This window comes from Ectobacillus antri (assembly GCF_003852715.1).
Taxonomy (GTDB): domain Bacteria; phylum Bacillota; class Bacilli; order Bacillales; family Bacillaceae_G; genus Ectobacillus; species Ectobacillus antri.
The window spans coordinates 133,227-151,902 of the sequence record NZ_RIAV01000002.1 but is presented as its reverse complement, the minus strand read 5'-3'; the positions used below and the strand labels follow the sequence as shown (position 1 = coordinate 151,902).

Here is an 18,676-nt window from a genome sequence, read left to right as displayed (position 1 = left end):
TCAATATGTAGTGTTATTGGCTGACCTTCACCATAGAAGGGCGAATAACACGATCTTTTAGTTTATAACCTTTTTGAAACTCTTCTACTACCGTATTAGACTCATAAGCGCTGTCTTCTACTTGCATAACAGCTTGATGCAAATGCGGGTCGAACGGCTGTCCCGCCGCTTCAATTGCTGCTACACCTTCTTTAGCAAGAGCCTCTGTTAATTGTCGATATACCATTTCCATACCTTGTAAAAGAGATTGTGCTTGCTCATCGCTTACTTCTACCTTCATTGCTCTTTCAAAGTTGTCAAGTGCAGGTAAAATGTCAGATACAAGGCTTTGTGCTCTGTATTTTTCAGCCGCCTCTTTGTCAAGTTGAACACGGCGTCTGTAATTATCAAAGTCAGCCTGCAGACGAAGCATGCGATTCTCTGTTTCAGAAAGCTTTGCTGTGAGCTCAGCTACTTGTTCTTGTAAATCATTAGGTTCGGAGCTCGCCTCTTCCAACACTTCCTGATCTTCCGTAGTATCAACATGCTCTTGCTCTGCCATTACTTCTTCCGTTGTATGTTCATTACGTTCTTCCACCATTTTCACCTCCCTTAAAAATGCGGTTCTTACCAATTACGTTTTATTTTGCTGCGATTTTTCAAATACATCGGCAAGCTGCCCGGTAAATAATTGCAACAAGCTAATCACACGTGCATAATTCATGCGGGTTGGTCCTAGAATTGCGAATGTACCTAGTGTATCCTCGCCGATAGAATAAGATGCTGTAATAAGACTACAATCTTCCATAGCGGATGGACCATTCTCTCGACCAATCTTTACCTGCAACCCGGCCGTATTACCTAATAGGTGGTAGAAATCCTGCTCCTGATCAATCATATGAAGCAATGAACGCACCTTTTGAATATCATGAAACTCTGGTTGCGATAGCATGTTCGTTTTACCGCCAAAATAAATTTTTTGCGATGCACTAAACTGAAACGTACCATCGAGCAATTTAATAACCTGATCATAGTTTTGTACGTGTTGCCGCAATACAGTGATAATTTCTTTAAAGATTTTATTGTGAAGCTCAGAGATTGGTACACCAGTGAGCTTTTCATTTAAAATATTGACCATTCGTTCCAAATCTGCAACTTCAATGTATTCCGGAATTGTAATTGTTCTACTTTGTACATGACCGGAGTCAGTTACGATGATAGCCACTATGGTATTGGCTGCGATTGGAACAATTTGAACGTTCTTCAGCTTATTTTCACTGACCTTAGGACCTAGTACAATCGCTGTGTAACTTGTCAAATCTGATAAAATTTCCGCCGACTGCTGTGCAATTTTCTCCATTTCAATCATGCGTTCCGCGAATACGCCTTTGACTTTCACAATATCTTCTGCAGGTAAGCGCTGCGGAGACAGCAAATGATCAACGTAAAACCGATAACCCTTCTCAGATGGTACACGACCAGAAGAACTGTGTGTTTTTTCAATATACCCTTGTTCTTCTAAATCCGCCATCTCATTTCGGATGGTCGCAGAACTAAACGTAATCTCATCTTTTTTTGACAATGTGCGTGAACCTACAGGTTGCGCAGAACGGATGAAGTCGTCAATGATAATTTGTAAAATTAAGAGCTGACGTTCTGTAAGCATATATCATCACCTCTGTTAGCACTCTTTTACTTTGAGTGCTAAATCTAATATTAAATTACCAAAACTTCTGTATCATTGTCAACGCTTATGCATACGCAAGCAAAAAATTTGGTTCTACATGTAACGCTTATTCCATTAAGAATGTTTGAAATACCTCATTCCCTAATAGTTTACCTGCTCTTGTAAGACGAATTGTATGTTCTGTTTCTTCGAGCAAACCATGCTTTACCTGTTCACGAATTTGTTTTTCAAATACTTCGTGTACAGATATACCATATTTCGCAGCAAATGTTGTTTTGTGTACACCTTTTTCCTTACGAAGTCCCAAAAACATTTCCTCTTCCATTTGTTCTTCTTTTGTCACATCGTGTGCAGAAAGGTATGGAAATCCTGCAGCATCTATCGTTTCAAAATATTTTTTCAACGGCCCCACATTCTGAATACGCTTGCCATCTACATAGCTGTGCGCTCCGGCACCAAATCCATAGTAGTACTCATTATTCCAGTAAGTTAAGTTATGTCTGCTTTCATATCCTGGCTTTGAAAAGTTACTTATTTCATATTGGGAATAGCCATTACGCGACATCGCATCTATTACCATCTCATACATGTTAGCTTCATTCTCTTCTCCAGGCAAAGGTAGCTTTCCACGGCGCATAAGATTATAAAAGACCGTTTTAGGCTCAATAATAAGCGAATACGCAGAGAAATGCTGCACATCGAGCGTAAAAGCTGTCTCCAAGGTATCTTGTAAGTCTTCTAATGTTTGTCCAGGAAGTGAGTAAATTAAATCTACATTTAGATTTGTAAACCCTACTTCTTGTGCCTCTGTAAGAGCCGTTAATACGTCACGCTTTGTATGAGCACGACCAATACTTTGAAGTAGTTCATCATTAAAAGACTGAACGCCAAAACTTAGTCGATTCACCCCTCCGTCAAGCAAAAGTTGTAACTTTTCTTTTGGTAAATCACCTGGATTTGCTTCAAATGTCAGTTCGTAATTTACTGTACGTGGTACCAGATGTTTATTAATTACAAAAAGAAGTTTTTCCGTTTGCGCCATATTTAATGCGGTCGGTGTGCCACCTCCCACAAAAATAGTGTCTAATTGCTGAAATGGTGCAACTTGTAAAGTATTTACTATTTCTTTTTCTAAATAATCCAAATACAAATCAACAGGCTGTCTATCAATAAAAACCTTGTTAAAGTCACAATAATGACAGATATGCTGACAAAATGGAATATGAATATACGCTGCTCGCATTTGAAGCTTCCTTTCTTCATACGGTTATACCTTGATAAGAACACAAGCAGATAATAAATAAAAAGCCGCGATCGCGGCTTTTTATTTATTATCATCCATACGCAAAACTGCCATGAACGCTTCTTGCGGCACTTCAACAGAGCCGACGGATTTCATGCGTTTTTTACCTTCTTTTTGTTTTTCAAGAAGCTTGCGCTTACGAGAAATATCTCCACCATAACATTTTGCCAAAACGTTTTTACGCATTGCTTTAATAGTAGAACGCGCAACAACTTTGTTTCCGATGGCTGCCTGTACAGGTACCTCAAATTGTTGTCTTGGAATAAGTTCCTTCAATTTCTCTACAATTACTTTGCCACGCTCATAGGCAGAATCACGATGCACAATAAAGGACAAAGCATCCACATTCTCTCCGTTTAGTAAGATATCCATCTTTACAAGCTTGGAAGGCTTGTAGCCAATCAACTCATAATCAAATGATGCATATCCTTTCGTACTGGATTTTAATTGGTCAAAGAAGTCATATACAATCTCAGACAAAGGAATTTCATATGTTAATGTAACGCGACTTTGGTCTAGGTATTGCATATCAATAAATGTGCCGCGTTTGCCTTGACAGATTTCCATAACAGCACCGACATAATCGTTTGGTACCATTACTGTCGCTTTCACATACGGCTCTTCAATGCGATCAATTGTTTGTGGATCTGGCATATTAGAAGGGTTATCTACAACAATTTCTTCTCCGTTTGTTAAATACACCTTGTAAATAACACTCGGCGCTGTTGTAATCAAATCAATTTTAAACTCGCGTTCAATGCGCTCCTGAATGATTTCCATATGAAGAAGCCCCAAAAAGCCACAGCGGAAACCAAAACCAAGTGCCTGTGATGTTTCTGCTTCAAACTCCAAGGCAGAGTCGTTCAGTTGTAGTTTTTCAAGTGCTTCTCGCAGGTCATTGTAACGTGCTGTATCAATTGGATATAAACCACAGAATACCATTGGGTTTAATTTACGATAACCAGGCAAAGGTGAAGCAGCTGGACGCTTGGCATGTGTAATAGTATCACCCACGCGCGTATCACCTACGTTTTTAATAGACGCGGTTAAGAATCCTACATCACCAACCGTCAACTCATCACGCAGGACTGCCTTCGGTGTGAATACTCCAACTTCTGTGACTTCAAACTCTTTCCCTGTCGCCATCATGCGGACTTTATCTCCAACCTTTACCGTACCGTTCACAACACGAATATACGCAATAACACCACGATATGCGTCGTATAACGAGTCAAAGATAAGAGCTTGTAGTGGTTCTTCTGGGTCTCCCGGCGGGGCAGGTACTTTTTCTACAATTTGCTCTAAAATCTCTTCAATTCCAATTCCCGCTTTTGCAGAAGCCAATACAGCTTCTGATGCATCCAGACCGATAACGTCTTCTACCTCTTGACGCACGCGCTCCGGATCAGCACTTGGCAAATCAATTTTGTTAATGACCGGCAAAATTTCCAAGTTATTATCAAGTGCAAGATATACATTGGCTAGCGTTTGTGCTTCAATGCCTTGTGCAGCATCCACAACTAAGATTGCCCCTTCACAAGCTGCCAAGCTACGGGACACCTCGTATGTAAAATCGACATGCCCTGGCGTATCAATCAAATGCATGGTATACGTTTCGCCGTCTTTTGCTTTATAATTCAACTGAACCGCATTCAGCTTAATAGTAATTCCACGTTCACGCTCTAAATCCATTGAATCTAGTAGCTGATCTTTCATTTCACGCTGCGAAAGCGCACCTGTTTTTTCTAAGATACGATCGGCTAGCGTTGACTTCCCGTGGTCAATATGGGCAATAATAGAAAAATTACGAATTCGAGATTGCCTACTTGCTCTTTCTTCTTTATTCATCTTCTCACTCCTACTGATCTCACACACTAGCCTTGATTATATCAATACGACAACGAAGATTCAACGAAAATTGCCAGAAACCGATCGCATAAAGTATATCTATGGTTTTGGGCATAAAAACACAATGCTAAAATTTATCTACCCATGGCCAAAATAAGAAGAGATAGTGCCTCTATAACCACTATGTACCAACAAATTAGGCAACTACCTATTTGTAGACCCACGTTGTAAAGATGTCACGAATTTTTTGAATCATCCCGTCTGTGACTACGTATGTTAATTCTTCAACTATACTTGTTATTAATTGAGCACTCCCTGACCATATGTTAAAGGTGTGGATACTCTCTAACTGTCGTTCTTTTTCCTCTATCCTAAATGGTTCAGCTTTTCCCGCAACATGGGCAATATCATCATAGCTGTAGGAATACCCCTTCATACGCTTCAATCCATCTCCCACAAGGTGTATGCACGTTGCTGTAATAACGGAAAGCAGCACTAACAAAAGTCCGCATTTTTTTAGGAACTCCTCCATTAATGAGTATATGCCCCAACATTATCTTGATCTACCTGATGATGCAAGGCAGCATTTAATCCCCCAGCTAAAATATTGGCCATATCTTCAATAAATACATCTACTTCTTTAGGTGTGACCATTAAATTATGACCAAGAGGTGCCAATACTTCATAAATAAGCTTTCTTTTTTCCTCTTCTTCTAATGTCCCGACAATCCCCATAAACATATTGCGTTGCTTTTCTCCTGGCATATCATCATCTGTTAATCTTTTCTTTTCTCCAAATGAAAAACCTGCCGGCAACAAAGATCGCGATGGTTTATGTCCTTCTTTTATCTCTCGCCCAAAATGCTTTAAAATAAAGTCTATTGTATCGCTTGTGATAGAAACAGCGTCTACTACAGTAGGAACGCCAATTGCTATTACTGGAATTCCGAGTGTTTCTTTGCTAAGCTCTTTTCTCTTGTTCCCAATTCCTGAGCCTGGATGAATGCCCGTATCTGAAATCTGGATTGTTGTATTTACTCGCTCAATAGAGCGTGCTGCTAATGCATCAATAGCAATTAAAAAGTCAGGTTTTGCTTTTTCAATTACTCCATGAATAATATCGCTTGTTTCAAGTCCTGTAATCCCCATCACACCGGGACGTAACGCGCTAACAGAGCGAAATCCTTCTTCGACTTGTTCGGGCTGCAATTCAAAGAGGTGGCGTGTCACGAGTAAATTTTCTACAACGATAGGTCCTAGCGCATCAGGTGTTACATTCCAGTTCCCAAGACCTACCACCAAACAGCTCGCTTCTCTTCCTACACCGATTTCCTCTAAAAAACGTGAAAATTCTCTAGCGAATACCTTTTCTACCTTTTGCTGCAGTTCTGTATCTTGTTGACGTATTCCTTGTATTTGCAGCGTTAAATAATTGCCCGGTTTTTTTCCCATCGCTTCCGTTCCTGTATCTGCAATCGTTACCTTTGTAATGATCACCCCGTCTTCCTCACGCTCTTGTACATTGACACCTGTCACCACCCCAGGAACTTGCTGACGCTCTTGTACCAATTCATGGGCTTCTACCGCTAAATCTGTTCGTACGGAATATTGACTTAAATCCAGTTCATTCATTATTCATCCTCCTAATCTATATGAAATGTGCTTATATTTCCCTAAAGTAAAGACGCCCATTCTTAGACAAAATATAGTTTGTAAAAATTTCATTGCTGAACTCTATTGCAATTCCCTCTTTCGTTTGATAGAATATCTCTTGTTCTATGTAAGTATCGAGTTACTCGATCGCACCAGGGAGGTGAAAGATATGGCAAACATTAAATCTGCTATCAAACGCGCTAGCCTTAGCGAAGAGCGTCGTGCACATAACGCTTCTCTAAAGTCTGACATGCGTACAGCTGTTAAAACTGTAGAAGCTTTACTTAACAATAACGATCTTGAAAATGCAAAAACAGCTTTCGTAACTGCTGCGAAAAAGCTTGACAAAGCTGCAACAAAAGGCTTGATCCACAAAAACGCTGCTGCTCGTAAGAAGTCTCGCTTAGCGAAACGTCTTAACGTTACAAACGCGTAATGATGAAACGATCCAACTGGGTCGTTTTTTTTATGAATCCGCACAAATCAATGGTTACATTCTACTAATAACTTTGAATGTTTACTTTTTCAAATCCCTGCCATATACTTCATTAAAAAATCTCATCATGAACAAAAATTGTACTGGCATCTTTATACAAAAAGAGGCCCGGACATAACGGCATCATGTAACTCTAAAGCCGAAAGAATAGAGAATAACGAACACTCATAAAGGAAAAATCCGAACTAAATCGAATTCTGTGTAGAGAATTCCGACTAATAGTTCGGATTTTTCTTTGGCTGAAAACCTTTTGTCCCAGCCTCTTATAAAGCATTTAAGCTCATAATAAAAAACTCTAACACCAACCGTTTTTCCATTTTACCCGTTTTCACATCATAATCTGCATCAGCAAGCTTACTTGTAATAAAGCGTAACTGCTCAAACGAAAACGAATTTGTTTGCTTCATCGCCAACTTAACACGATAGGGATGGACACCAATATGAGAAGCAATTTGATTTTGTGCATATCCATGCTGCTGCAATTCCTTTACTTGATATAATAAGCGGAACTGCCCCGCAAGCAATGCCAAAATCTTAATTGGTTCTTCTTGATGTACAAGCAACTCATCTAATATGCGCATAGCTGCACCAATATCCCGTCGCACTACTTTTTCCACCAACATGAATACGTTTTGCTCAATCGATTTAGGAACAAGCTCCGCGACCATACTTGCTGTGACATTGCCTCCAATTTCGCAATACAAGCAAAGTTTTTCTATCTCCTGCGATAAAACCATAATATTACTTCCTACCAAATCTAGTAGCTGATCAATAGCTGTTTCTTCCATCGTAATTTGATGTTCAACCACTTTTTCATGAATCCATTTCCGTACATCCGCCAATTGCATAACGTTAGCTTCCATGACTTCTGATTTTGTTTTTAACAGCTTGGTAATTTTTTTACGCTCGTCCAATTTTTCAAATGGCGCCACAAAAACTAGAATAGTAAAGGGAGATGGCTCTTCTAGATATTCCTCAAGCACCTTTACGTTTTGTTCGATTTTCTCTTTTTGTGAGGTTAAAAACAGCGGTGATTTCACAATAATCACTTTACGCTCTCCAAAAAACGGTAACGTCTTCGCATCTTCCACTACATCTTCTACATAAGAATCTTCTAAGTCATATATGACCGCATTAAACTCCCGGTCCTGCTCCTCTAGTGCTTCTGTAAGTAATATTTCCAGCGTCTCATTTATAAAATACATTTCAGTGCCATATAGTAAATAAATAGAAGCAAATTCGCCTCTTTTTAGCTTTTTATGTATATTGTTCATAAGTAAACTCTCCCGTAAACAGTTATATCTCTATACTACTTGTAGCACGTATCTTTTACAAGCACAGCCAGGACAGGCACCTGTTGTGCCCGCCCCCAATCTATATGAAACGTCAACACGCAAGCCCCGGGATACTTACTTGTTAACGATAAACGCTTCGCGACGACTTCTTCATCAACATCATATCTCACAGAGAAATTGTAGATTTTTTTCTGACATTATCTTATACTGAAAGTAATGAGTTGGGAGGGGTATATCAATGAATGAGTTTGAAAAAAACGTTCAAAGCACGCGAAATGATGCAGTAGATTCAGGGGTTGGTTTCATTGTTTCCTTCGGGTTCTTCACTACTTTGTTTGTCATTGCAACAGTAATTCATTTTATTGCTTCCTAAGACTGCCGCGTGCAGTCTTATTTTCATTTGGTTTTATTTTTGCAAACACCCGAGGAATTCTACTCATTAAAAATAGTAGAATTTATAATGTAGTCATCCCCATGTGTAAACAGCAAGAAAATAATCGCACAAAAGAAGCACTCATCGATGCTTACGGGCTTAGAGCATGCACTCCCTACAAGCCCTACCAACTCACTATACATTGCCCGTTATTATTTCCTATTTAAACGACTTACACCTATATCATGGGGTTCTCTTTTTTATATGTCATCATATGTAATATTTCTTTGAAAGGTTCCCCCTTCAGCTGTAAATGTAAAAATAATTGCCCCATGCTGATCTGTACGCCATATAGAAATTTTATTTTCTTTTAAACGCTGTAACACTTCTTGATGAGGATGACCGTATCGATTTTGTACACCAGCTGAAATGATAGCAGTTGTAGGTTGTACTGCACGGATAAGCGTATCCGTTGTAGATGTCTTACTGCCATGATGCCCTACTTTTAAAATATCTGCGGGAATCGAACCATAACGCTTCACCAAACTTTCTTCCCCATTCGCCTCTAAATCTCCAGTGAACAACCACCGTTTGCCGCCCATTTCTGTATACAAGACAATAGAATAATCATTTTCATTTCTCGCCTCGTGTGCTGGTGCTAAAATAGTAAATTGATATGCTCCACTCTTCCATGTATCCCCCGCCGTCACAGTCCGCACAGCAATTCCCTTTTTTAGCGCTAGTCGCTTGCTTTCTTCCTCTAGTTCACCATACAACCTCTTTTTTCCCACTATAACTTCTTTTACCGATACCGCTTTTAAGATATCCTTGGCGGCGCCAATATGATCTTGATCTCCGTGTGTTAGAATGAGCTTATCGATGCGGCGAATGCCCTGACTTCTTAAATACGGCAAGAGCACATCCGTTCCTATAGAGTATTCTCGTTTCCGAATCTGCCAAGACTCTTTTGGCAATGAAATATTTCCCCCAGTGTCAATTACATAGGTTGCTTTCGAATACGGCAACTGAATAATAATACAATCTCCTTGTCCCACATCTAGAAATGTAACGGTGCCATGCCCACGAAAAAATGGTGACACATAATGCAAACTACATAATAAAACCAGCATAAAAATACAATGTACTAGCCATTTACGCCATACTCTTCCCTCCCAAGCAATAAAGATTGCAGTTATACAAACCACATACAAAATTGTTACATACATTGGTGACGCACCAAATGTCAGTTGACGAAACGGCAACTTTTCACAAACGGCTAGCAACAAACTGGATATATCTAGAAGGTAAGTAAGGAGCTGTGCTGTTAGCTGTGCTAGAGAAGGGAGTGCTACAGATAAAAAGAGGGTTATAAGACAAAGTGGTAAAATGATGAAGGAGAGGTATGGGACATATACAAGATTTAAAACAAGGCTATACGGGGAGATTTGTCCAAAGTAGTGCAAAGTCACAGGAATGGCAGCCAGTTGGGCTACAATGCTCATATTAAGATAAGCTTGCCACCATCCACCCATAAGTATGGTTCTGGAGGAAAGAAGTAAAACAGCGGTTGAAAATACAGAGTACTGAAATCCAATATCATATAACACATAGGGGTTGTGGAGTAACATGAGTAGAACTGCAATGGATAAGATGTCTAAGCCGGATATACGAAGCGCAAATAGTAATGCTACTAGCGCACATATTCCCATCAAAGAAGCGCGGATAACCGATGGCGAGGCCCCTGCTAAAAACATATACAATGGTACAATTACAACAAATACAACAGCTGTTATCTCTTTTGTTACACCCAAACGCAATAATATATATCCCCCTATACCAATCAACAAGCTGATATGCGAACCCGATATCGCTAACAAGTGAACAAGACCGAGCTCTTGGTACGCACGCTCTGTCTCCTCATCTAGCCCGTAACGGTCACCGTATACAAGGGCATTTGTAAAGGCTGCAGCTTGTTCAGGAAGATGAGTATTCACATAGGTTATAGCTGTTTTCCTTATAGAGAATAGCCGATGAGTAAACGATGGGTTGGACGTACAAGAAGAAATTGTGGAGGCACGAAACAAATAATGGATTTGTTGTTTTCTTAAATACTCCCGATAGTCAAATAAACCAGGATTACGAGAAGGTGAAGGAATTTCACTTGTACCTGTAAAGAAGCATGTTAGTCCAGGCATTTGCTTGTTCCACTTCTGTTGTTCTCTATAGGTTTGGAGTTTATAAACGAGACGAAAAGACGCATTTTCAGTAGTAACTATAAAAGAGAGTCGATCACCGTCTACAAGAGGAGAAGTTTCAATAACACCATAAAACGAAGAGAGAGGAACAGAAGGCGTATTTTCCTTTTCTATATATTGCATATACACAACAGCAAGTAGAAAACCACTGATACATATAACAAAGCTACGTACAGGACGCATATAAAACAAATATAGTGTATACAACACGATCATAAGCAGCATATACCAGGCAAACTGAGACGACACCGTTACAATTCCTGCTGCAACGGATATTAAAATATATATCCATTGACCTTGCAAGTTCATCCACTCCTTTACCATGATAGATAAACAGAAAAACTGACATAAAACAAAATAGAGTATGTCAGCTTTTCCGTTAGAATCCTTTATTCTTTTTCTGCAATCGTATAATGCAACGGCACGTGCTTAACATTAACACCTGCCTGTGCGAAGAGTTCCAATGCATACGGATGGTTTTTATAGTCCTTCGCATAGTATATCGCTACAATACCACTTTGAATGATTGCTTTACAGCACTGCAGACAAGGAAAATGCGTGACATATAGCTCGGCCCCTTCCGTTTTCGCTCCAAATTTAGCACATTGTAACAAAGCATTCATTTCCGCATGGACGGTACGTACACAATGATTGTCAATAACATAACAGCCTTCATCAATACAATGTACACCACCAGCAATCGATCCATTATATCCACCAGCAATAATTCGTTTATCTCTTACAATTGTTGCTCCAACCGCTAACCTTGTACAAGTACTACGCAGTGATAGTAAATAACTTTGCGTCATAAAATATTGATCCCAAGAAATACGTTCCATCGCTCTCACCTTTTTTGTTTACAGTGTATCATTCGTTTTAGGGAACGACAATTTGTTCTTTTATATTTGCTAACGACTTTTCACCAATTCCGTCTACTTCAAGCAAATCTTCTACCGTTTGAAAGGGTCCATTTTCTTCTCGATATCTTATAATACTTTCCGCCTTTTTCGGGCCGATTCCCGGAATTTTTTCAATTTCTTCTTTCGATGCTATGTTTATAGCAATTTTGTTGGTCTGAGGAGAGACAAGAGATGCTCCTTCTGTTTTATTTGGTACATACAATAACATCTGGTCATGTACAAACTGCGCCAAGTTAATTTTAGAAGAATCTGCTTCTTGTAGCAATCCTCCCGCCTTGGCAATCGCATCTTTCACACGAGTTCCTTTAGAAAATTCATATACCCCCTCTCGTGCAACTGCTCCCTTAATATCTACAAACATAACAGTTTGTTCTGCTTCTTTTAGCTGTTCCTGCGGCGTGGTTATAGGTACACTTTCATCTTTTTTTTGATGTACGCTCCAAAAAAACAAGTATAGTATGATACACACTACAGCAGCTAGCACTAACCATTTTTTATAGACTTCCATCATAAGTACTCCTTTCCGACATGTAAACCAAAATCATAAAATACATAGATACTTCATATTGTTTAGGAGAAAGCATTGCAAGGGAGGGACGGAACATTGAACATAGGTATCATCGGAACGGGGAATATGGGACGAATTCTCATTGATTCGTTTATTGAAGCGCAGGCAGTCGAGCCCGCAAACATAACGATTATTAATCGCACATTTGCAAAGGCATATCATCTTAAACAAAAGTATCCTTCCATTCATATAGCAAGCTCTATACAAGAAGTAATTGAGCGATCTGACCTAGTATTAATCAGTGTTAAGCCACACGAAATATACCCGATTTTACAAGAGAATAAAGATGCTTTTACACCAAAGCAATGCTTACTTTCCATCACCAGTCCAATCAGCACAACTCTTCTCTCTTCTGTTGTACCATGTGGTGTAGCACGAATTATCCCCAGTATTACAAATCGCGCGTTATCTGGCATTTCACTGTGTACGTTCGCTTGCACAAAAGAATGGGAAGAGAAGCTACTTCTCTTATTTCAACATATCTCACACACTGTTCATATTGAAGAAAATGTTACAAGGGTCGCTTCTGATATCGTAAGCTGTGGTCCTGCCTTTTTTAGCTACTTATTGCGCCGTTTTATTGATGCTGCAGTTGCAGAAACGCTAATTACGGAGGAACAAGCAACAGAACTAGCTAGCGGTATGCTAATCGGAATGGGAAAATTAATTGAAAAGCAAGTCTTTACCCTTGATACACTACAGGAAAAGGTTTGTGTCAAAGGCGGTATTACAGGTGAAGGCATTGCGGTGATGGAGGCAGAGCTCGGAGACATGTTTGCACACGTGTTCCAAAAAACACACAGTAAGTATCACGAGGATATCAAGACAATTCATAAACAATTTAAAAGCTACTAGAAGATACAATTCGACATGAATCTTGCTTTTCCTTCCATAGAACAAAAAACCGCGACTATCTCATCGCGGTTTTTTTTGCGCAGTAAAAAAGATACGTTCTGTTGTATCTGTCAGTTCTTCTGTAAAATCACCTTCTACACACAGTACAGTAAAGCCAGCTTCTTCGAGCCAAGATATAATATGGTCTGTTTCATATCCTCGCTGCACATGAAGTTCATCAAAGCGCTGATAATATTCACCGTCTTGCACGAAAAATGTCATGTCATGCTCAACACTGTCAGGCTCCTCACCAGGAAAGCAAGTCCAAATTAAAGCCACTTCTTCCTCATTAATCGTATACGTTTCATTCATAAATACTTGATGTATTTTATAAAGTGAGTGTATGTCAAATAAAAACAAGCCACCGGGCTTTACATGTTCATACACTTTTTTAAACGTCTGTTTTATGCCATCTTCTGATGTTACATAATTGAGGGAATCACAAAAAATTGTGACACAATCAAACTCTCTATCAAGTGACAGTTCTCTCATATCCTGTTGATAAAATGCAGCATCATATCCTGCAGATCGCACCTTTTCATAAGCAACAGATAGCATATCATCTGATAAGTCTACCCCAGTTACATCATACCCTTTTTGCATAAGGGGAAGAGCAACACTTCCTGTTCCACATGCAACGTCTAATAAGGAAGGAGCCATCACATCATATTGATCCATTTTTCTTTCAACAAACGACACCCATTTGTCATATGGAACATCGTTCATGAGTTCATCATACAGCAACGCGAATTGTTGATAACTCATTAACGCAACGCCACCTCGATGTCTTCACGCGGTGCATCGCCCCACAGTCTTTCCAAATTGTAATAATCACGGTCATCCCGATGGAAAATGTGAGCCACAACATCTCCCATATCTACAAGCACCCATTGCGCTTCTTCCAATCCTTCAATACGCTTTACATCAAATCCGTGTTCATGCGCCTTTTCCTTCATTTCACGAGCAATGGCTTGTACTTGTTTATCGGAATTACCATGGCAAATAATAAAATAATCTGCAATTGTAGAAATACCTTGCATATTTAATGCCACAATATCCTCTGCTTTTTTATCATCAGCAGCCTTCACTGCTACATGTAATAGTTCTAATTCTTTCATTCAGTCTATTCCTCCTTGAGTAGTGCGTTATACGTATGAAATGTAAGTGGATATACACGCTGATTCTTTTGCAGCAAGTACGTAATTGTGTTTTTCAGCGCTTGCAACAAAGCGGCATCCAAATCTTGCTTCGCTAATTCTCTTACTTGCTCAACACCAGGGAATTGCCGGCCCGGCTCAATATAATCAGCTACCCATACTACTTTATCTAGCAATGTCATCTCTGTATGTCCACTTGTATGATACGCAATCGCTTGTAAAATGTCTTTGTCATAGATACCTACCTCCTCTTGCACAAGGTAAGCTCCCACCGGTGCATGCCAAAGCTCCTTATTATGATCAAGCAAATCCTTTGGCATATTTTCTCTTTCAATAATTTCCTGCATCTCACGAATAGGTCGGCATTTTGCGTAATCATGAAAAATGGCGGCTAACTCCGCTTTTTTTTCATCCGCTCCAAATCGACGAGCCAGTTGTATAGCGGTCTCCATAACTCCTATCGTATGAACATAACGCTTATCATGAAGTTGCTTCCTAACAATTTCTAGCGCTTCCTTTTGTTCCATACAATTCATTCCTTTCAATATAGTTGCGCACTTCTTCCGGCAACAAGTACGCTGTTGTCTCACCCTTCGCAAAACGCTCTCGCAAAAGAGAAGAAGACACCGCAAACTCTGGAATCTCTAGGCGAATGAGCGGATATGGAGACGATAGCGAATAACCTGGTCTCGTTACTCCGACGAATGTAACGAGTTTTAATAGTTCGTTTATACGGTACCATTTCGGGAGATATTCTACCATATCTCCCCCGATAATAAAATAAAACTCGCGTTCCGGATGCTTACCACATAGCCTGGTCATTGTATCATACGTATAAGAAGGGCTATTTCCATGTAATTCCTCTTTACAGATGGTAGTGTTAGCAACTCCGTTCAACGCCAACTCAAGCATAGTTACACGGTGCGCTTCGCTGACAATTTTTCTGTCTTGCTTATGAGGAGGAACTCGATTGGGCATAAACCAGACTTCCTCCAACTCTAACGCATGCTTCACTTCATTTGCAATGAGAAGATGGCCGTTGTGCGGAGGATCAAATGTGCCGCCGATAATTCCTGTTTTCTTCATGGTAAAACGATTTGTTTATTCTCTCTGGATTCTTTGTATAATACAATGGTGCTGCCAATTATTTGTACTAACTCCGCTCCAGCGCCTTCAGAAAGTGTCTCTGCTACTTCATGACGATCCTCATCGCAATTTTGAAGCACGCTCACCTTAATTAATTCCCTCACTTCTAACGCTTCTTGAATCTGCTTTACCATATTTTCATTTACACCGCCTTTCCCTACTTGAAAAATAGGAGAAAGATGATGTGCCTGCGCACGTAAATAACGCTTTTGTTTTCCTGTTAACATATGTCAACCTCCGAGTTTTTGAATTACAAGTTTTTTCATTCGAGCAACATCAGGCCATATACCTGTCCATAATTCAAATGCCAACGCCCCTTGATACACAAACATATCTATTCCGTTTTGTACCATTGCTCCGGCTCGCTTGGCATCTTGAAGAAGTTTCGTTTCAAACGGGTTGTAAATAATATCTGAAACAACGGCATGTTGTTTTACAGACTGTACCAAAACAGGTGTTTCATTCACCTGTGGATACATGCCCACTGTTGTCGTATTAATAATGATATCATATGCTTCAAGATTCACTTCCTGCGGTGTAAATACACGCGAGATTAGCTTTCCAGAAGCTACTATAGCTTGCGCTCGTGCAGCAGTGCGATTTGCTATATCTACATATTTAGCCCCCACTGAAGCTAATGAAAAGTAAATCGCTTTACATGCACCGCCCGCACCAACCAACAAAATTCGTTTATCTGTAACAGTACCACTCAGCTCTTGGAGTGCACGAACATAACCAATACCATCGGTGTTATAGCCGATAAGTCTGTTTCCCCTGCGCACAACCGTATTAACAGCTCCGATACGCTTCGCTAAATCGTCTATTTCGTCTAAATGTTGCATAATGGTTTCTTTGTGTGGTGTTGTAACATTAAAACCATCAATTTGCTTTGCGCGCAATTCCTGAATTGCATCTGCAAGCTCTGCTTCTTTAATATGAAACGCTTCATAATGCGCATCTATGTCTTGATGTAAAAACGCATCGTTGTGCATGGCGGGCGATAAAGAATGCCCGATAGGATCTCCAATTACACCATATAAACGTCCCATAGCTCTCCCCTTAAATAAGTGATTTTCGTAAAGAGGCACTAACACCTTTTGGTACATGAACCGCCACTTTAGCACCGGCTTCATTTACAGTAATCCAACCCAGACCTGATATGACAATATCCGTTTTGGGTTCGCGAATCATAAACTCATGACGAATCAATTCTGGAAAATTGGCAAGTTCCTCAGGTGAAGGCGGGCTCAGTAACTCGCCAGCATGTTCACGATACAATTCATCCGCTTTTTCAAGCTTCGTACGATGAATGTTCACTTGATTAGATACATAACATACAAACGAACGACGGCCACCTTTGATATAGTCAAGACGAGCCATTCCTCCAAAGAATAAAGTTTGCTCCTCATTCAACTGGAACGTTTTCGCCTTAATTTCTTTTGTCGGCGTAATTATTTTCAAGCTGTGTTTGCCCACAAAATGCGCCATCTGATGATGATTAATAATTCCTGGTGTGTCATACATAGAAGATGTCTCATCAAGGGGAATATCAATTAAGTCAAGCGTAGTTCCAGGAAAATGTGATGTCGTAATCACATTGTTTGTTTCCTCGCTAAATTCTTTAATCATACGATTGATAAACGTTGATTTTCCCACATTGGTACAACCAACCACATACACATCTTTTCCTTCACGATGCTCGTCAATCGCTTGCGCTAATTGGCGAATACCGTGACCCTTAGCAGAGCTGATTAAAAATACATCCGCAGGTTTTAAGCCCAGTTGTTTGGCGCTGTACTTCATCCAATGAATCATTTTCTCTGGACGCACAGATTTAGGAATTAAATCAGATTTATTTCCTACTAGCAACACTTTATTATTACCGATAAAACGGTGCAATCCCGGAAGCCAACTTCCGTTAAAATCAAAAATATCTACAATTTTAATCACAAGAGCATCCGTTTGTCCGATACCATTTAAAATGCGTAAAAAATCATCATCGGTTAGCTCAACATCTTGAATTTCATTGTAATGCTTTAAACGAAAACAACGCTGACATATTACTTCTTCTTTCTCAAGCGCAGACGGTGGTGCATAGCCGAGTTTTTTCGTGTTTTCTGTTTGAATCGTCACACCGCATCCTACACATTTCATTACTTCTATCAAAATCTTATTCCTCCCATTGAATCAAGCCTTGGCGTTTTAAGTTACTCATAATTCTTCTTTCAATTTTACGATTAAAACGTGTTATAAAACCGTCAGATTGGGCAACAGGTACAACCAAAATGGTATGTAATCCCATACGATTTCCTCCAAGTACATCTGTAAGTAGTTGATCACCTACTACCACTACTTCTTCTGGTTTCAGTTGCATTGCTTTTAATGCACGGCGAAAGGCTTTTCCCATCGGCTTTCTTGCTTTATAGATAAATGGAATCTGCAATGGATCCGAAAAGGAGCGTACTCGTTTTTCATTATTATTAGATACGATTGTCACCTTAATGCCCGCATCTTGCATTTCTTTAAACCATTGAATTAATTGCGGCGTTGCACTTGGTCGATCCCACTCGATCAGAGTATTATCAAGATCTGTAATAATTCCTTTCACACCACGCTCTTTTAGAGCTGCCGGTGTGATATGATAGACATTTTTAACATACTCACTCGGTAAAAACAGTTTTAACATGGTTACACCTCTTATTTATGACAGTTATTCACAAAAATGTTTCGACAGCATTTTTCGCAACCTGCACTGTGGATAACCTTTTACACATTTTCCACACAGAAATACTAAGCGAATCCTAAATTTACACACAGGTATTACACAGGTTATCCACCGAGACATGTGGACAAACAAGCGTTTGTATTGGCCGGTAAGATTTGGTACATTATACCCAAGCAGATACCACCTGCTTACCCAATAATCGGAGGTGTGAAAATAATGCAAAGATTATCTGATAAATTACTTACTGAATCTTATTATAAAGCAAAAGAACTGAAATTAAATCCCGAGTTCATTTTACTGATTCAACAAGAAATGATTCGTCGCTCTTTACAGGACAAGCCTAAGCAACCTGTACAGCAAGCGTAAAAAGAGCCATC

The 18,676-nt window shown here is 39.7% G+C and carries 22 protein-coding genes; 4 read left to right on the top strand and 18 right to left on the bottom strand.

Going from position 1 to position 18,676, the window contains the following annotated elements; translation table 11 throughout:
• Positions 1-13: 13 nt before the first annotated feature.
• The 6 genes from grpE to gpr form a co-directional block, all read right to left on the bottom strand.
• Positions 14-586 (bottom strand): nucleotide exchange factor GrpE, encoded by a 573-nt coding sequence (gene grpE, locus EEJ45_RS03205; protein WP_278017819.1) that lies wholly within the window; start codon positions 584-586, stop codon positions 14-16.
• Positions 587-613: 27 nt separating this feature from the next.
• Positions 614-1,645 (bottom strand): heat-inducible transcriptional repressor HrcA, encoded by a 1,032-nt coding sequence (hrcA, locus tag EEJ45_RS03200; RefSeq protein WP_124563346.1) that lies wholly within the window; start codon positions 1,643-1,645, stop codon positions 614-616.
• 127 nt (positions 1,646-1,772) lie between these two features.
• Complete coding sequence (gene hemW / locus EEJ45_RS03195) at positions 1,773-2,909, bottom strand: radical SAM family heme chaperone HemW (RefSeq protein ID WP_124563345.1); 1,137 nt, start codon at positions 2,907-2,909, stop codon at positions 1,773-1,775.
• Positions 2,910-2,990: 81 nt separating this feature from the next.
• Entirely contained in the window at positions 2,991-4,817 is a 1,827-nt protein-coding gene (lepA, locus tag EEJ45_RS03190) for a translation elongation factor 4 (protein ID WP_124563344.1), read from the bottom strand.
• Positions 4,818-5,025: 208 nt separating this feature from the next.
• A complete protein-coding gene (locus tag EEJ45_RS03185; protein ID WP_124563343.1) occupies positions 5,026-5,349 on the bottom strand; it encodes a hypothetical protein in 324 nt (107 codons plus the stop codon).
• Positions 5,349-6,452 (bottom strand): GPR endopeptidase, encoded by a 1,104-nt coding sequence (gene gpr, locus EEJ45_RS03180; protein ID WP_124563342.1) that lies wholly within the window; start codon positions 6,450-6,452, stop codon positions 5,349-5,351. The genes EEJ45_RS03185 and gpr overlap by 1 nt, the downstream gene beginning before the upstream one ends.
• Before the next feature lie 187 nt (positions 6,453-6,639).
• Here gpr and rpsT point away from each other — a divergent pair, with 187 nt between their 5' ends.
• On the top strand, positions 6,640-6,906 hold the full coding sequence (rpsT, locus tag EEJ45_RS03175) for a 30S ribosomal protein S20 (RefSeq protein ID WP_124563341.1): 267 nt from the start codon (positions 6,640-6,642) through the stop codon (positions 6,904-6,906).
• Between the two features lie 323 nt (positions 6,907-7,229).
• Here rpsT and holA read toward each other — a convergent pair whose 3' ends face one another.
• A complete protein-coding gene (gene holA, locus EEJ45_RS03170) occupies positions 7,230-8,240 on the bottom strand; it encodes a DNA polymerase III subunit delta (protein ID WP_124563340.1) in 1,011 nt (336 codons plus the stop codon).
• Positions 8,241-8,499: 259 nt separating this feature from the next.
• Between holA and EEJ45_RS03165 the strand changes: the two genes are divergently transcribed.
• Positions 8,500-8,634, top strand: a complete 135-nt coding sequence (locus EEJ45_RS03165; RefSeq protein WP_124563339.1) for a YqzM family protein — start codon at positions 8,500-8,502, stop codon at positions 8,632-8,634.
• Positions 8,635-8,894: 260 nt separating this feature from the next.
• On the opposite strand, the gene EEJ45_RS03160 is transcribed toward EEJ45_RS03165, so the two are convergent.
• The 3 genes from EEJ45_RS03160 to EEJ45_RS03150 all read right to left on the bottom strand — a co-directional run bounded on the left by EEJ45_RS03160 (position 8,895) and on the right by EEJ45_RS03150 (position 12,320).
• On the bottom strand, positions 8,895-11,192 hold the full coding sequence (locus EEJ45_RS03160) for a DNA internalization-related competence protein ComEC/Rec2 (protein ID WP_164464187.1): 2,298 nt from the start codon (positions 11,190-11,192) through the stop codon (positions 8,895-8,897).
• An 86-nt stretch (positions 11,193-11,278) separates the two neighbouring features.
• Positions 11,279-11,728 carry a ComE operon protein 2 gene (locus EEJ45_RS03155; protein WP_124563337.1) on the bottom strand — a complete coding sequence of 150 codons (450 nt, stop codon included), beginning with the start codon at positions 11,726-11,728 and terminating at the stop codon, positions 11,279-11,281.
• 37 nt (positions 11,729-11,765) lie between these two features.
• Positions 11,766-12,320 carry a helix-hairpin-helix domain-containing protein gene (locus EEJ45_RS03150; RefSeq protein ID WP_124563336.1) on the bottom strand — a complete coding sequence of 185 codons (555 nt, stop codon included), beginning with the start codon at positions 12,318-12,320 and terminating at the stop codon, positions 11,766-11,768.
• A 93-nt stretch (positions 12,321-12,413) separates the two neighbouring features.
• On the opposite strand from EEJ45_RS03150, the gene comER reads away from it, so the two are divergent.
• A complete protein-coding gene (gene comER / locus EEJ45_RS03145) occupies positions 12,414-13,232 on the top strand; it encodes a late competence protein ComER (protein WP_124563335.1) in 819 nt (272 codons plus the stop codon).
• A 60-nt stretch (positions 13,233-13,292) separates the two neighbouring features.
• Here the strand turns inward: comER and EEJ45_RS03140 are convergent, their stop codons facing one another.
• From EEJ45_RS03140 to EEJ45_RS03105, 8 genes are read right to left on the bottom strand one after another with little or no spacing between them, the layout of a single operon-like run.
• On the bottom strand, positions 13,293-14,036 hold the full coding sequence (locus EEJ45_RS03140) for a class I SAM-dependent DNA methyltransferase (RefSeq protein WP_124563334.1): 744 nt from the start codon (positions 14,034-14,036) through the stop codon (positions 13,293-13,295).
• On the bottom strand, positions 14,036-14,389 hold the full coding sequence (gene rsfS / locus EEJ45_RS03135) for a ribosome silencing factor (protein WP_124563333.1): 354 nt from the start codon (positions 14,387-14,389) through the stop codon (positions 14,036-14,038). The genes EEJ45_RS03140 and rsfS overlap by 1 nt, the downstream gene beginning before the upstream one ends.
• Positions 14,390-14,394: 5 nt before the next feature.
• Complete coding sequence (gene yqeK, locus EEJ45_RS03130; RefSeq protein WP_124563332.1) at positions 14,395-14,955, bottom strand: bis(5'-nucleosyl)-tetraphosphatase (symmetrical) YqeK; 561 nt, start codon at positions 14,953-14,955, stop codon at positions 14,395-14,397.
• Complete coding sequence (locus EEJ45_RS03125) at positions 14,924-15,514, bottom strand: nicotinate-nucleotide adenylyltransferase (RefSeq protein ID WP_124563331.1); 591 nt, start codon at positions 15,512-15,514, stop codon at positions 14,924-14,926. The genes yqeK and EEJ45_RS03125 overlap by 32 nt, the downstream gene beginning before the upstream one ends.
• A complete protein-coding gene (yhbY, locus tag EEJ45_RS03120; RefSeq protein WP_124563330.1) occupies positions 15,511-15,801 on the bottom strand; it encodes a ribosome assembly RNA-binding protein YhbY in 291 nt (96 codons plus the stop codon). Before yhbY ends, EEJ45_RS03125 begins: the two co-directional genes overlap by 4 nt.
• 3 nt (positions 15,802-15,804) lie before the next feature.
• Positions 15,805-16,623 carry a shikimate dehydrogenase gene (aroE, locus tag EEJ45_RS03115; protein WP_124563329.1) on the bottom strand — a complete coding sequence of 273 codons (819 nt, stop codon included), beginning with the start codon at positions 16,621-16,623 and terminating at the stop codon, positions 15,805-15,807.
• A 10-nt stretch (positions 16,624-16,633) separates the two neighbouring features.
• Positions 16,634-17,740 (bottom strand): ribosome biogenesis GTPase YqeH, encoded by a 1,107-nt coding sequence (gene yqeH / locus EEJ45_RS03110; RefSeq protein WP_124563328.1) that lies wholly within the window; start codon positions 17,738-17,740, stop codon positions 16,634-16,636.
• A gap of 4 nt (positions 17,741-17,744) precedes the next feature.
• Complete coding sequence (locus EEJ45_RS03105) at positions 17,745-18,260, bottom strand: YqeG family HAD IIIA-type phosphatase (protein ID WP_124563327.1); 516 nt, start codon at positions 18,258-18,260, stop codon at positions 17,745-17,747.
• Between the two features lie 255 nt (positions 18,261-18,515).
• Between EEJ45_RS03105 and EEJ45_RS03100 the strand changes: the two genes are divergently transcribed.
• Positions 18,516-18,665: a sporulation histidine kinase inhibitor Sda gene (locus tag EEJ45_RS03100; protein ID WP_124563326.1), complete on the top strand. Its 150-nt coding sequence runs from the start codon at positions 18,516-18,518 to the stop codon at positions 18,663-18,665.
• Positions 18,666-18,676 lie beyond the last annotated feature (11 nt).

What these genes read in the sequence shown, in the direction of transcription:
- EEJ45_RS03100 (WP_124563326.1), top strand. Translation starts at nt 18,516, where the DNA reads ATGCAAAGATTATCTGATAAATTACTTACTGAATCTTATTATAAAGCA.
- hemW (WP_124563345.1), bottom strand. Translation starts at nt 2,909, where the DNA reads ATGCGAGCAGCGTATATTCATATTCCATTTTGTCAGCATATCTGTCAT.
- EEJ45_RS03125 (WP_124563331.1), bottom strand. Translation starts at nt 15,514, where the DNA reads ATGAAGAAAACAGGAATTATCGGCGGCACATTTGATCCTCCGCACAAC.
- EEJ45_RS03165 (WP_124563339.1), top strand. Translation starts at nt 8,500, where the DNA reads ATGAATGAGTTTGAAAAAAACGTTCAAAGCACGCGAAATGATGCAGTA.
- hrcA (WP_124563346.1), bottom strand. Translation starts at nt 1,645, where the DNA reads ATGCTTACAGAACGTCAGCTCTTAATTTTACAAATTATCATTGACGAC.
- EEJ45_RS03140 (WP_124563334.1), bottom strand. Translation starts at nt 14,036, where the DNA reads ATGAGTTATCAACAATTCGCGTTGCTGTATGATGAACTCATGAACGAT.
- EEJ45_RS03105 (WP_124563327.1), bottom strand. Translation starts at nt 18,260, where the DNA reads ATGTTAAAACTGTTTTTACCGAGTGAGTATGTTAAAAATGTCTATCAT.
- EEJ45_RS03155 (WP_124563337.1), bottom strand. Translation starts at nt 11,728, where the DNA reads ATGGAACGTATTTCTTGGGATCAATATTTTATGACGCAAAGTTATTTA.
- aroE (WP_124563329.1), bottom strand. Translation starts at nt 16,623, where the DNA reads ATGGGACGTTTATATGGTGTAATTGGAGATCCTATCGGGCATTCTTTA.
- EEJ45_RS03150 (WP_124563336.1), bottom strand. Translation starts at nt 12,320, where the DNA reads ATGATGGAAGTCTATAAAAAATGGTTAGTGCTAGCTGCTGTAGTGTGT.
- EEJ45_RS03185 (WP_124563343.1), bottom strand. Translation starts at nt 5,349, where the DNA reads ATGGAGGAGTTCCTAAAAAAATGCGGACTTTTGTTAGTGCTGCTTTCC.
- rpsT (WP_124563341.1), top strand. Translation starts at nt 6,640, where the DNA reads ATGGCAAACATTAAATCTGCTATCAAACGCGCTAGCCTTAGCGAAGAG.
- lepA (WP_124563344.1), bottom strand. Translation starts at nt 4,817, where the DNA reads ATGAATAAAGAAGAAAGAGCAAGTAGGCAATCTCGAATTCGTAATTTT.
- holA (WP_124563340.1), bottom strand. Translation starts at nt 8,240, where the DNA reads ATGAACAATATACATAAAAAGCTAAAAAGAGGCGAATTTGCTTCTATT.
- yhbY (WP_124563330.1), bottom strand. Translation starts at nt 15,801, where the DNA reads ATGTTAACAGGAAAACAAAAGCGTTATTTACGTGCGCAGGCACATCAT.
- rsfS (WP_124563333.1), bottom strand. Translation starts at nt 14,389, where the DNA reads ATGAAAGAATTAGAACTATTACATGTAGCAGTGAAGGCTGCTGATGAT.
- yqeK (WP_124563332.1), bottom strand. Translation starts at nt 14,955, where the DNA reads ATGGAACAAAAGGAAGCGCTAGAAATTGTTAGGAAGCAACTTCATGAT.